Source organism: Pseudomonas sp. CH61, from assembly GCF_059429415.1.
Map to the genome: position 1 here is coordinate 1,711,952 of NZ_CM182098.1, position 12,345 is coordinate 1,724,296.

At 60.3% G+C, this 12,345-nt stretch carries 12 protein-coding genes; 2 read left to right on the top strand and 10 right to left on the bottom strand.

Features of this window, described 5'->3' with window-relative positions:
• Window positions 1-38: 38 nt before the first annotated feature.
• The 10 genes from AC5SEM_RS07660 to tssB all read right to left on the bottom strand — a co-directional run bounded on the left by AC5SEM_RS07660 (window position 39) and on the right by tssB (window position 10,276).
• On the bottom strand, window positions 39-554 hold the full coding sequence (locus AC5SEM_RS07660) for a hypothetical protein (RefSeq protein ID WP_137217265.1): 516 nt from the start codon (window positions 552-554) through the stop codon (window positions 39-41).
• A 61-nt stretch (window positions 555-615) separates the two neighbouring features.
• Window positions 616-1,248: a hypothetical protein gene (locus tag AC5SEM_RS07665; protein WP_161986533.1), complete on the bottom strand. Its 633-nt coding sequence runs from the start codon at window positions 1,246-1,248 to the stop codon at window positions 616-618.
• 42 nt (window positions 1,249-1,290) lie between these two features.
• Complete coding sequence (locus tag AC5SEM_RS07670) at window positions 1,291-1,803, bottom strand: hypothetical protein (RefSeq protein ID WP_495472553.1); 513 nt, start codon at window positions 1,801-1,803, stop codon at window positions 1,291-1,293.
• A gap of 78 nt (window positions 1,804-1,881) precedes the next feature.
• Window positions 1,882-4,422 (bottom strand): type VI secretion system ATPase TssH, encoded by a 2,541-nt coding sequence (tssH, locus tag AC5SEM_RS07675; protein ID WP_495472554.1) that lies wholly within the window; start codon window positions 4,420-4,422, stop codon window positions 1,882-1,884.
• A gap of 2 nt (window positions 4,423-4,424) precedes the next feature.
• Window positions 4,425-5,450: a type VI secretion system baseplate subunit TssG gene (gene tssG, locus AC5SEM_RS07680; RefSeq protein WP_077573415.1), complete on the bottom strand. Its 1,026-nt coding sequence runs from the start codon at window positions 5,448-5,450 to the stop codon at window positions 4,425-4,427.
• On the bottom strand, window positions 5,414-7,207 hold the full coding sequence (gene tssF / locus AC5SEM_RS07685; protein WP_495472555.1) for a type VI secretion system baseplate subunit TssF: 1,794 nt from the start codon (window positions 7,205-7,207) through the stop codon (window positions 5,414-5,416). Before tssF ends, tssG begins: the two co-directional genes overlap by 37 nt.
• On the bottom strand, window positions 7,191-7,634 hold the full coding sequence (tssE, locus tag AC5SEM_RS07690) for a type VI secretion system baseplate subunit TssE (protein WP_471895192.1): 444 nt from the start codon (window positions 7,632-7,634) through the stop codon (window positions 7,191-7,193). Before tssE ends, tssF begins: the two co-directional genes overlap by 17 nt.
• Window positions 7,635-7,649: 15 nt before the next feature.
• Window positions 7,650-8,147 (bottom strand): Hcp family type VI secretion system effector, encoded by a 498-nt coding sequence (locus AC5SEM_RS07695; RefSeq protein WP_007911046.1) that lies wholly within the window; start codon window positions 8,145-8,147, stop codon window positions 7,650-7,652.
• Window positions 8,148-8,221: 74 nt separating this feature from the next.
• Window positions 8,222-9,703: a type VI secretion system contractile sheath large subunit gene (gene tssC / locus AC5SEM_RS07700; RefSeq protein WP_007911038.1), complete on the bottom strand. Its 1,482-nt coding sequence runs from the start codon at window positions 9,701-9,703 to the stop codon at window positions 8,222-8,224.
• 30 nt (window positions 9,704-9,733) lie between these two features.
• A complete protein-coding gene (gene tssB, locus AC5SEM_RS07705) occupies window positions 9,734-10,276 on the bottom strand; it encodes a type VI secretion system contractile sheath small subunit (protein WP_064390536.1) in 543 nt (180 codons plus the stop codon).
• A gap of 227 nt (window positions 10,277-10,503) precedes the next feature.
• On the opposite strand from tssB, the gene AC5SEM_RS07710 reads away from it, so the two are divergent.
• Both AC5SEM_RS07710 and tssK read left to right on the top strand, forming a co-directional pair.
• Window positions 10,504-10,950: a type VI secretion protein gene (locus AC5SEM_RS07710; RefSeq protein WP_077573412.1), complete on the top strand. Its 447-nt coding sequence runs from the start codon at window positions 10,504-10,506 to the stop codon at window positions 10,948-10,950.
• A 46-nt stretch (window positions 10,951-10,996) separates the two neighbouring features.
• Window positions 10,997-12,328 carry a type VI secretion system baseplate subunit TssK gene (tssK, locus tag AC5SEM_RS07715; RefSeq protein WP_495472556.1) on the top strand — a complete coding sequence of 444 codons (1,332 nt, stop codon included), beginning with the start codon at window positions 10,997-10,999 and terminating at the stop codon, window positions 12,326-12,328.
• Window positions 12,329-12,345 lie beyond the last annotated feature (17 nt).

Consider the following 12,345-nt stretch of genomic DNA (forward strand, 5'->3'; position numbering starts at 1 on the left):
TGCCGATGCACTCGCTCAACCATGACGAGGCATGGGATTTATAAAGAATTGAAGTTCAGATTAGGCAACATTGACATAACCGCTTCAAAATCCTCTTGCTTCTTGAATTGCTTCCACAGGCCGGGGAAGTGGTCATTGGCAGGCTGCAACCAGTTAAACAGCGGACTTTTATAAAAGCAGGTTCCGTCGCTGACGGCTTGCTGCGGGAGATCGCGGGAAGTACCCCATACAACGGCGTGGGGCCTGAGATTTGCCAGGCCTTGAGCGATTGGCTGAAGTTCGCCGATTTCGGTGTGGGTCTCGCCGACTTCGCAAGCAGCGAGCACGATGAAGCAACTGCCACAGTTGCCGATCATATTGTGCAGCCCGGTGTGTCTGTCTCTTTTTACCATCGTGCTGCCGTGTCCAATAATAATGAGCATGCCACCAAATGAATCTCGCCAGCCTAGGGTCGTGGGGGCAACGAGATCACAAATACCGGAGTATTTGGCCCAGAGTTTTTTGGCTGCCTTCTTTCCATCATCGTCGACATACGTCAGAAGTGTGTCTTTCATTGCTACTGCTCCTCAAGGTTTAACCAACGTGCAATTCCGGATTTCTTCACTGATTGTCGATTCAAGGACGTTCATAGGGAGGACCATCTTTCATTTCTATAAAGGACAGATTGGCCCTGTCGCCTGATAGGTTCTTGAGAAATTTTTGCGGTGCGTCATTCCCTTGCAAATTTCCGTATTTTTTAAGAAAAGCGATAGTAAAAGAGTATTTGGGATGGTCAGCGGCCAGTTTGGCAAACTTGGCAGTGCAGCTCGCGGGCCAGCCCGGCAATGAGTGACTTGGTTTTCTGTCACTGGGAATGCAGGGACTGTGGGTGATGTAAATAGTCACATACTTGACGTCCTGTGCCAAAGCGACGGCTGTCTCAAAAAAATCAATGAGAAACTCTTCCGCGTGTCCCTCTTGCACTACGCCTAGCTCATCGAGATTTCCCTCCGCCAGTTCCGCGTCGATGGCAACCTGACGAGCAGCAAGGGCCGCCGGCATTTCAAGCACTGGCACATTGCTGATTTTCAATCGGTCGTACTTGACCAGTTGCGAGCCCGCGTCTTCCTTTGAATCGAACAGAAAGCACGTTTTACATAGCTTATTGTTGTTGTGTTGAAAGGTCAGGAGCGCGTGGATTTTCTTGTTTCCCACATTTCGTTTGTGCAACTCCGCCATGCCTTCGTGAACCGAATTGAACTGTTCCATAGCTGCAGTTACTCCCGTTGCAAAACGGTTGAAAAATATGCTCTAAATGAGGTAGTCAATACCTTCGCAGAGTTTCCAGAATTCGCTGCGTTGATAGGTGAGAACCATTCCATGGGCGGGATCGTAAACAAGATATTGCCCATATTTGTCAATTTCACAAAGCAGGCAACTATGTGCCTGTGTGTTGAACCTTAAAGTAATCATGAAATTGCCGAGTGGTAATGCTTCCTTGAGTTTTTCTTCCTGGAGGTTTTTGCTGTTGTAGCCCCAAAAATTCACAGGGTATCCCAGCTTCTCAGATACGCATTTGAAGTTCCGATTGTCATACCCGCTGCCATTGCTGTCGCCAACCAGTAAAGTGCTGTCGAAGTGTGTTTTCATTTTCGGAAGGTCATATATTTTGGCCTTGGATTTCACGTTAAAGGCCGTAGCTGCACTGGCAACCATGCAGTTGTAGTCGCCTTTTCCTTGAACAATGCGCAGGTGTTCAGGGATGGTGGCAAAACCACGAACGCCAATTTCATAGATAACTTTAGTTGTCAGTCGTCTGAACATTTTTTCCTATCCTTGGTTGTTTGAGCAGTTGCTTTGACATTCAACTGGACATCTGACGGTCTTCATCCTTGATCAATTTCACTCCAACACCCACTCCGCCAACTTCCCCGTCACCTGCGTCATCAACACATTCTCGACATCCCGCGCACCCGCCGCGCTGCACTTGGCGAGCACCGCTTTGACAATCCCTGAATCAAACTCGAATTGCTTGCCGGTCGCAGCCTTGTAACGGCCACGTAGTTTTTCCAGCTTGGCGAGCACAATCCCTTCCAGCGTCGCCTCATCCAGCGGCCGATACGCGACCACGGTCATGCGCGCCAGAAACGCCGGGCGGAAGGCTTGCAGCAAGACCTTATGCAACGCCTCGTTGAAAGCCTCGGAACCCAGTTGTGCAACCGGCGTATCAAGTAAAAGCTCGGCGCCGACATTGCTGGTGGCGAGCATCACGGTGTTCTTGAAGTCCACCACCAACCCGGTGCCGTCCTCCATCAAGCCTTTGTCGAAGACGTTGTAGAAAGCCTCCAGCACATCCGGATGGGCCTTTTCGATCTCATCCAGCAACACCACCGAATACGGTTTGCGCCGCACCGCTTCGGTCAGTACGCCGCCGCTGCCATAACCGACATAACCCGGTGGTGCGCCTTTGAGTTGGCTGACGGTGTGGGCTTCCTGATATTCCGAAAGGTTGATGCTGATCAGATTGCGTTCGCCGCCGTACAACGCATCGGCCAGGGCATAAGCGGTTTCGGTTTTACCGACGCCGGTAGGGCCGACCAGCAGGAACACACCCACTGGTTTTTGCGGATCGGTCAGTCCCGCGCGGTAGGCCTGCAAGCGTTGGGCGATGGTGTTGAGTGCGGTGCTCTGGCCCATCACCCGTTGGCCCATACGCGTGCCGAGTGTGCGCACCGCGTGGGCTTCGTCGGCGAGCATTTTGCCGACGGGGATGCCGGTCCAGCCGGCAATCACGGCGGCGACGGTTTTGGTGTCGACCTGTTCCGGCACCAGTGGATCGTCCTGGCGAATCGCATCGAGTCCGGCCTCAAGGCGCAACAGCTCGGCGGCCAGATGATCGATGCGGCTGTCGGTGGCTTCATCGGGCTTGTCGCTGTCGGCACGTTCGCTCAAGGCCAGCAGTTCGCGCCGGGTATCGAGCAGTTCGCGTACGGCCACGCGCTCTTCGCTCCAGCGGGTTTGCAGTTCGCGAATCGCCTGCACGTTGCTCTTCGACTCACTTTCCAGCAGCGTGATGCGTTCGCGATGGTCCAGCCCGGTGGCCTGTTCGCGGCGCAGGCGTTCGACTTCCTCTTGCAGACTTTGCTGGCGGTGACGCAGGCTTTCCAGCGGCGGCGGCACGTCGTGCTGGCCGAGGGCGACCCGGGCGCACGCGGTGTCGAGCACGCTGATGGCTTTGTCCGGTAATTGGCGGCCGGAAATGTAGCGGTGCGAGAGCTTCACCGCTTCATGAATAGCGGCATCGAGCACCTGTACGCCGTGGTGCTGTTCAAGTTTGGCGGCCACGCCGCGAAGCATTTCCACGGCAGTGATTTCGTCCGGTTCTTCAACCTGCACCAGTTGAAAGCGGCGGGCGAGGGCCGGGTCTTTCTCGAAGTATTTTTTGTACTCCAGCCATGTCGTGGCGGCGAGGGTGCGCAACTCGCCACGGGCCAGCGCCGGTTTCAGCAGGTTGGCCGCATCGCTGCCACCCTCGGCACCACCAGCGCCGATCAGGGTGTGGGCTTCGTCGATGAACAGGATGATCGGTTTGTCGGCACTGCGCACCGCATCGATCACGCCTTTCAAACGCTGTTCGAATTCACCTTTGACCCCCGCGCCGGCCTGCAACAGACCCAGATCCAGCACGCGCAAACTGACTTCCTGCAACGATGGCGGCACGTCGCCGGCGGCAATGCGCAGGGCCAGGCCTTCGACCACGGCGGTTTTGCCCACCCCCGGCGCGCCGACCAGAATCGGGTTGTTTTGCCGGCGGCGCAGCAGAATGTCGATGCATTGGCGAATTTCGCCGTCGCGGCCAACGATCGGATCAATGCGTCCGGCATGGGCGTCGGCGGTGAGATCCTGGGTGTATTGATCGAGTACCGAGTCCTGGCGCGGTGCTGGATTTGCCGATGACACCGCACGCGGGCCGACATGCTCGCGAGAATTTTCCGTCCATTCCAGCAGATTCGCGCGCAGTGCTTCTTTGGGAATCCGCAGTAACGACGAGGCACTGTTGAGCAGCAAACTGCGGCGCTCATCGCGATCAACCAGCGCCAGCAACAGCAACCCGGAACGAATGCTGTCGAGCCCCAACACACTGGCCTGGACCACCGCGTCTTCGAGCAAACCCAAAGTGTGCGACGACAGTGCTGGCGTGCGCGTGCTGCCGGCCTTGAACAGATCCAGCGCCTTGTTGATCTCCGTCGTCAGCGCATCACGTTCGAGGCCGAAACGCGGCAACAGAAAAGCCAAATCCCCCCCCTCGATGTCGAGCAGTTCGAGCAACAGATGTTCGATCTCGACAAAGTGATGGCCGCGCTGCAAGCAGCGCTGGGCGGCGCGTTCGAGAGCGCGACGATTGTCCGGGTTGAGGCGTCCGATCAGGCTGGCCAGTTCCATGTTCAGGTGATCTCCAGCTGACGAAGGCGGGTTTCGATCGTTTGCACGGTGAGGCTGGCCTGACGCTGCAAACCGCCGTTCCAGCTGACCAGGGCCGGCGCCTGTCGACTGAGTTTCAGCGGCACGGCACCGCGGACCCGCAGCACCAGTCTGACCTCCAGATCCGGGCCGAAATACAATGCTGCGAGGCTGGCCAGTGCCGGGTGCGCTTCGCCATCCGGCAAGAAGCATGCGGCCTGCGCCGACGGCAACGGTCCGAGGGTCAGGCGAATGCCGGCATGTTCATCCCAGACCCGGGTGCCGGCCACGGCGCTGCGGCCCAGTTGCAAGTTGCGTCCACCCGGTTTGATCACGCTGCGGCTGGTCGGCGGGATCTGCCGCCAGGCACCCTCGTAGGCGCTCAACTCGACTGGCACGGCAAACTGCTCGCGCACAATCGCGGCGAACCCGGCCAGCGACCGGCGGCCGTCGGCAAACAGCGCGGTGCAGGCCAATACCGCGCAATCGGGCACCGCCTGACGTTCCTGCAAAGCCTTGGGCAGCAAACCGGTCAGCGCGCGCAATTGCGCCTGCACCGGTGACGCCCCCGGTGTGACGAAGCCTAGCGCCACCCGGTGTTTGCGCATCACTTTGTAAAGCAGGCTGAGCAAGCGATGCTGGAACAGATCGAGAAACGCCGCCGGCGCATGATCCTTGGCCCGCGCCCGTTGTTGCAGCCAATCCTGATAAGCGTAGGGGAGTGGGCCGTCAGGGCCGCCGAGACCGAATATCGGCGTGTCGATCGTCAGCGGCTCGCCGGGTTCTTCGTGCAGGGCTTCAAGCTGGCTGATGGCAAACATCGGCGTCAGTGGTCCGCGCAGTTTCACCGCTTCGGCCTGAGGCGAGGTACCGCTGCCGAGGGGTTCGGCCTGAGGTTGCTCGCGTTCCAGCACCAGCAACGCCTGCAACAACTCGAACGCCTGTGGATCGCGGCGCAGACGTTGGCTCAGCGTCAGAGCGACAGAGGCATGCCGGCTTGGGGTTGCCATGCCTTGACCTCCTTGTCGGACTGCATCAGGACGGTGCGCACAAAGCGATTGGCCGTGGCGTACAGGGAAAAGAATTGCGCCAGCACCGCCGAAAACAGCACCGCGCTGCTGCCGACAAAGTGCTGCGGATCGAGCTGCAACTGCACTTCAAGACCATTGCGCCAGCCGCGCCAGGCATCGGCGCCGACATGGCCGATCACGCGTTGGCAATTGAGCTGCAGCAAGCCTTCGATTTGTCGTAAGGCGCTGGCCTCATCACGCAGGTTATGCAGATGCAGAATCTCTTTCAGTGCGTCCAGCGCCTGGGGGCCTTCGACCAGTGACAGGTGATTGAGGGTCAGTTGCGACACCAGTCGCCAGCGCGAATCACCGTCCAGGCGCGGCAGACTTTGCGCGCTCGGCGGGTTGCGCAGGCGTGCCCAGGCAACCGGGCCAGGGCGCTCGAAACCCAGCGGCGTACCGGCCGGCAGACTTTGCGCCAGATGACGGTTGGTGCAGAGCAATTCTGCGGTGAGGCTGTAATCGGGCAGGTCGGTCTGTGGCTCGAAACGGGTGTCGACCACGCTCACCAGCAAATCGCTGCCGAGCCGGTTCGGCGTCATGCCGTTGACCCGCCGCGCATGCCAGTAACGCTGTTGATCGCCGCCGCTGTGCTGGCTGCCGTAATACGCCGGCAGACGCTGCACGCCAGCACTGGAGCTGGCGCGCATGCCGCGAATGCTGTGGATCTCGACGCTGTTTTCGCGGTGGCTGTCGGCGATCAACCGATACTCGCTGCGCGTACCGTCGGGGCGCAGCGGCTCGGAAGTACGCGGGAACAGGTTGATCACCGGTGCGCAGCCCAAGGCGATGTCGCTGGCCTGCAAGTGCACGCGGCTGCCTGGGGCACGGTCGAAAACGATGTACAGATAGAGTGTCTGACTGTCGCTGGAGACACCGCCCAGTGGCAGATCGAAGAAGTGGAATTTGTCCGGGAAAGCAAAGTATTCGGCGAGCAAACGCATGCCCGGATGGACCCCGTCTTCATCCGGCAACAGCGCTTCGTCATCAGCGAAACCGACGATCTTCGGCAGGCCTTTGAGCGCTGTCGGAACGCTGCCCGGCGATCCCGCCAGCACTTGCACCGCATGGGCGCCGAGCAGGTCATACAGGCAGGCATTGACCACCGGTGAGGCCGCCAGATGAATGCGCAATTGCTCGATGCCCAGCGCCGACCATTGGCTTTCACCGCGGCAGCGCAGACTCAGGCGCAATGCCGAACGCGACTGCGCCACACCGGTCAATGCCTGGGCTTCATCGCTGCCGAGCAACAACGCCTCGGTGACTTCGATCGGCCACAAACGCACGGCGGCCGACGTGCGAAAGTGAATGCTTTCACCTTTGCTGGTGGTCACGAACAGCGGCGTGTCACGGGGCAGGGGATAGCCGTCATCGAGATTGCCTTTGCTCGGGTCAGGCTCGAACTGCACGATGGCGCAGGACGGCAGCGGCCGCATCGCCAACGGATATAGTTGTTCGAGCAGTGCATCGCTGAACTCGGCGTAGTCGTCATCGAGGCGTCGTTGCAGGCGTGCGGCGAGCAGGGCGAAACCTTCCAGTAAACGCTCGACGTGCGGATCGGGGCATTCGCCCGGTGACAGCTCCAGACGCCGCGCGACTTTCGGGTAGCGCTCGGCAAACTGACGGCCAGCGTGGCGCAGCCAGGTCAGTTCGCGTTGGTAGTAGTCGAGCAGTTGCGGGTCAATCGAGTCGCTCATGGCGCACCTCCAGCCCTTGGCCACCCGGTTCGATGACGAACGCCACCGGCCAGCGCTGGCGGCCGCTGCGCAACTCACCGAGCAGGCGAATGCTCATTTGCTGCGGGTGCTCGGGCAAGGGATTGACCTGAACGTCGGCCAGCAGCAGGCGCGGCTCAAAATGCGTGATGGCTTCGCGGATGTCCCGCGCCAGCCGCCGACGGTCGTCGCTGCGCTGTTGTTGCAGAGCGCTCCAGTCGGCGATGCCATAGTCGATCACACTGGGTGGCGTGGTCAGCGTGCGCGGGCCTCGTCGCGTATTGAACAAGCGCCCGAGCTCGGCGTGTACCGAGTCGAGCAAGTCCTGCCGATCGAACTCGCGCGCGCCTTCGGCCTCGCTGGACGCGAGGCGTTCGAACAGTGGCGCGCGCATGCCGGTGCCTGCCATGGCCAGAGCGCCGGGTTAGCTGACAAGCTTGTTGGCGGCCATATCCCAGGTCGACGCGGCGGTGCCTTCCTTGGTGCCGTCGTCTTTCTGTGCGGTGAGTTCCCATTTGATCTTGGTGAAGTTCAGCGACACGGTTTCCACCGGTTTGCCGCCGGTGCCGCCGCTGACGCTGACGTTGGACAGCACCACGTTGGTGAGCGTGTAGACGATAAAGGGCATCAACTGCCCGCTGCCTTCGGCGGCGTTGCGGCCGATGGTGATGATGGCTTCGGGGATCGGTTTGCCGGCGCAGCAGTATTCGTTGAGTGACGGGGTCGAGCTGTCGATAAACTTGGTCACGGTGAACTCGCCGACATGGGGTTTGCCGGAGGTGCGTTCCGAGTTGCTGACGTCGTTGGTAACTTGCATCGCCACGTTGTGGCTGTAGGACATGACTTCGATCTTGTCCGCAAAACCTTCGAGCAGGCTGTCGCCTTTGATGTCGCCGCCGAGGTCGAGAATGATTGCATCCATCGCTTGAAACTCCTGAAGGGTGTCGCGCTAGATAGAGAAAACCCCCACCGCAGCGGCGGCGGGGGCAAAGCAGGTCAGGCAGCAACCGGTGGCGGCAACGTCGCCACCAGGCGGATCGACGCGGTCAGCTCTTCGAGCTGGAAGTGCGGCCGCAGGAACACCGTCGCCCGGTAGGCGCCAGGCTTGCCGGCGACTTCGGTGACGTCCACCCGTGCTTCACGCAACGGGTACTGCGCCTTGATTTCCTGCGGCGCGTTGTCGTTGATCAGCACGTAGTCGGCGATCCAGTTGTTGAGGTAGGTCTGCACGTTGTCGCGAGTCATGAAACTGCCGACCTTGTCGCGCATGATCACCTTCAGGTAGTGGGCGAAACGCGAGGCTGCGAGCACGTACGGCAACATCGCCGAAATGCGCGCGTTGGCGTTGGCCTCGTTGGTGTTGTAGACCTTGGATTTATTGGTGGTCTGGCCGCCGAAGAACACCGCCACATCGCTGTTTTTCTTGTGGCACAGGGCGATGAAACCGAGGTCGTTAAGTTCTTTTTCGCGGCGGTCAGTGATCGCCACCTCGGTCGGGCATTTCAGCGACAAATCGCCGGAGCTGGTGCGGAAGGTATGCGCTGGCAGACCTTCCACCGCGCCGCCGCCTTCAGCGCCACGAATCGCCGCGCACCAGCCGTACTTGGCGAACGCTTCGGTGATGCGTTGCGACAGCGCCCACGCGGCGTTGCCCCACAGGTATTTGCTGTGGTCGGTGCCGTTGACGTCTTCGACGTAGTTGATGCCTTCCACTGGCGAGGTGTCGGGGCCGTAGGGCAGACGCAGGAGGAAATGCGGCAGCACCAGCGAGACGTAGCGCGAATCTTCGCTCTCACGGAACGAGCGCCACTTGATCAGCTCCTGGCTCTCGAACACCTTCGACAGATCACGCGGCACCGCCAGTTCGGTGAAGCTGTTCATGTCGAACAGGCGCGGGCTGGCGGCGGCAATGAACGGCGCATGCGCAGCGGCGGCAACGTTCGACAGCTTCTCCAGCAGGCCGATGTCCTGCGGGTGGCGGCCGAAGGTGTAGTCACCGACCAACAGGCTGAACGGATGGCCACCGAAGGTGCCGTATTCCTCTTCATAGATCTTCTTGAACAGTGCGCTCTGGTCGAACTCGACGGCTTTCTCCAGGTCGTTCTGCAACTCTTTCTGCGTGACGTTGAGCAGGCGCAGTTTCAGCCGGGTGCTGGTTTCGGTGTTCTGCACCAGCAGGTGCAGACCGCGCCACGAGGCTTCGAGTTTTTGCAGGTCGGGGTGGTGCAGGACCTCGTTGAGCTGGGCGCTGATCAGTTCGTCGATCTGGCTGATACGGTCGTTGATCATCGCCACGGTGTCCTTGTCGATGGCCATGCCTTCGTCGAGGACCTGGGTGGCGAATTCCGCGAGCATGTCGCGAGCGTAATCCTGCTGACTGTCATCGTGGGCCATGCGGCCGTCGAGAATGATCTGGTCGAGCAGGGAAAGTGTCTCGGTCGTACTGTCGCTGGCTTGTTTCTGAGCTGAAGCGGGCATGGCGAATTCTCCCCTCGATTAAGTGGACGATCAGGCTTGCGGTTCGGCCGGCGCCTCGGCATCAGCTGCCGGGGTAGCGGTGTCTGGGCGGGCCGATTTGATTTCCTGCAGGCCTTCGGTGTTGGCGATGACATCGCGCAACAGCTTGTCCAGGTCATCGTTGCCGTCGAGTTTGGTCAGCAGGTCGCGCAGGCGCTGGCGGGCCTCGAACAGGCGCCGCAGCGGCGTGACTTGCTCCACCACCTTGACCGGGTCGAAGTCGTCGATGTGTTTGAAGTTGAGTTCGATATTGAGCTTGCTGTCGTCGCCGCTGAGGGTGTTGTTGACCTGCAGCGTGGCGCGCGGGCTGATCGAGGCGAGCACTTCGTTGAAGTTGTCACGGTCGATTTCGGTGAAACGCCGCTCGGTCAGTTTTGCCAATGGCTCAAGCGGTTTGCCGGAGAGGTCGGCGAGAATCCCGACCACCAGCGGCAACTCCTTTTTCTCGATGGCGTTGCCGATTTCGACGTCGTAGGTGATTTGCACTCGGGGCGGGCGCACCCGGTCGAGCTTGTGTTGAGTACTTTCTGCCATGTCGGCGGACTCCGATGCGATGAGCGGGCGCAATGCATCGGGGTGGCCCGTTCATCGCTTTCCCTTGCTGGACCGTAGGTTAGAAAGGGAGGCAGATGACCTGTCGTTCCTTTGACAAACCTTCCTCATTCGGCTGTAGGAACCGAACTACCCAAGACGCTAGAACAGGTCTATAAAAATGCAAGCAAAAACATTTTTGGACAGGTTCGCGAAAAGGAAAATTCATTTTGCGTAGACGACTTTTTCTAACATTGCTGTTTGCGTCCCTGGCCGGTTGCTCGCTCTTCGGGCCGAAGGTGGACCTCGATAGCCTGACCCTCGACGTCGCGCCGAAAGCCAACGACGACACGCCGATTGCCGTGGACTTCATTGCGGTCGTCGACCCTGATCTGCTCAAGCAACTGTCCGGCATCAGTGCCAGTCAGTGGTTCGCCGAACGCGAGCAGTACCAGCGCGACTATCGCCAGCTGATGAGCGTGTGGGGACTGGAGCTGGTGCCGGGGCAATTCATCGACCGTCAACCCTTCCCGTTAGGGGGCAAGAAGGCCGCTGGACTTTTGGTTTTCGCCAGCTATACCACACCCGGAGCACACCGCTTGCGCCTCGACGATCAGAGTGAGGCGTGGCTGAAATTCGACAGCCGCGAGATGAGCCTGGTCAACACCGAACACTGACACACCACCGCTGCCGCCGGATTGCGGCCTTGTCGAAGGGAGTCGTATGAGTCTGCTACCTGACGCGGTTTGCTGGCACGAAGGCATGCAATTGCTGCCACAGCATTTTCAGTTGCAAGGGCTGCGAGCCGAAGCGCTCGGCGCGCATCTGGCGCAAGCCTGCAATCCGTGGTTCTGGGGTGTCAGCCATATGGAGTTCGATCCTTCGGCGCTGAGCGCTGGCGTGGTGCGCGTCTTGTCGCTGCAAGGGACGATGCCCGACGGCTTGCCGGTGGATTTGCAGGCCGGGATCGGGCCGGCACTGGAACTGGATGTCAGTGCGCTGATCGATGCCACCGACGATGCCACTGTCACTGTGTACCTGGCGATCAGCCCGATGTGGCGGGCCGGGCAGTTGCTGCCGCTCAAGGGCCGCTTGCAGTCGGTGGTGGGTGACGCACTGCCGGATCTCACCAGTGGTGAATTTCCTGAGTCGATCACCGTGTGGCGCCCCAATCCACGCCTGTGCACGCAACAGAACAAGGCCGATTCGATCTGTCTGCCGCTGCTGAAAATCCGCAAGGAGGGCGGTGGTTTCCTGCCGCTGTCTTATACCCCACCGACGCCTACTCTGTTGCCGGAATCGGCGCTCGGTCGACGCGTCGCCGGCCTCTGTGCGCGGGCACGGGAAAAGTGCCTGTTTCTCGGCGGCCGTTTGCGACAGGCGCAGCAGGCCGGCAATCAGGACGACGCGCTGGAAATCCGTCGGCAGTTGACCGCGCTGTGGGTTCGCCTGCCGGAAGTCGAAGGCGCGCTGAACAGCCGCATCGCCCATCCGCAAGCGCTGTATGTGCACCTGCTCGGACTGGCGGGCGCGTGGTCGGCGCTGGATCCGCTGGCCGGCGTGCCGGCGTTTGCCCCGCTGGATTTTGTCGAATTGCAGCGCGGTTATGACGCGGTGCTGCAATGGCTGGAAACCACCCTCGAACTGATTCGCGCCGGCTACCGCAGCCTGCCGTTCGAACGTGGTGAGCAGAGTTTTTCGATTCAACTGCCGGACGAGCAGCCGAGTCAGCGTCTGGTCATCGGTCTGCGCATGCCCAACGGTGCCAGCGAGCAAGCCGCGATCGACTGGTTGCGCGGCGCGATCATCGCTTCGGCGCCGCACATCGCGCTGCTCAGTCGTCAGCGCATGAGCGGTTTGTCCCATCAGGCCATGAGCCGCAGCGAACAGGTGGCCTATAGCGTCGGCGAGGACACCCGGCTGTTTGTGCTGACTGCAGAAGGCACGTGGTTCGACGCGCAACTGCCGCTGATGATCGCCGCACCGGCGGCGAAGTTGACCAGCAGTCCGTGGCAAGTGGTGCTGTTTGTCGCCCAGAACAGTGAAAGCGCCTGATCACACAAGGAACGCCG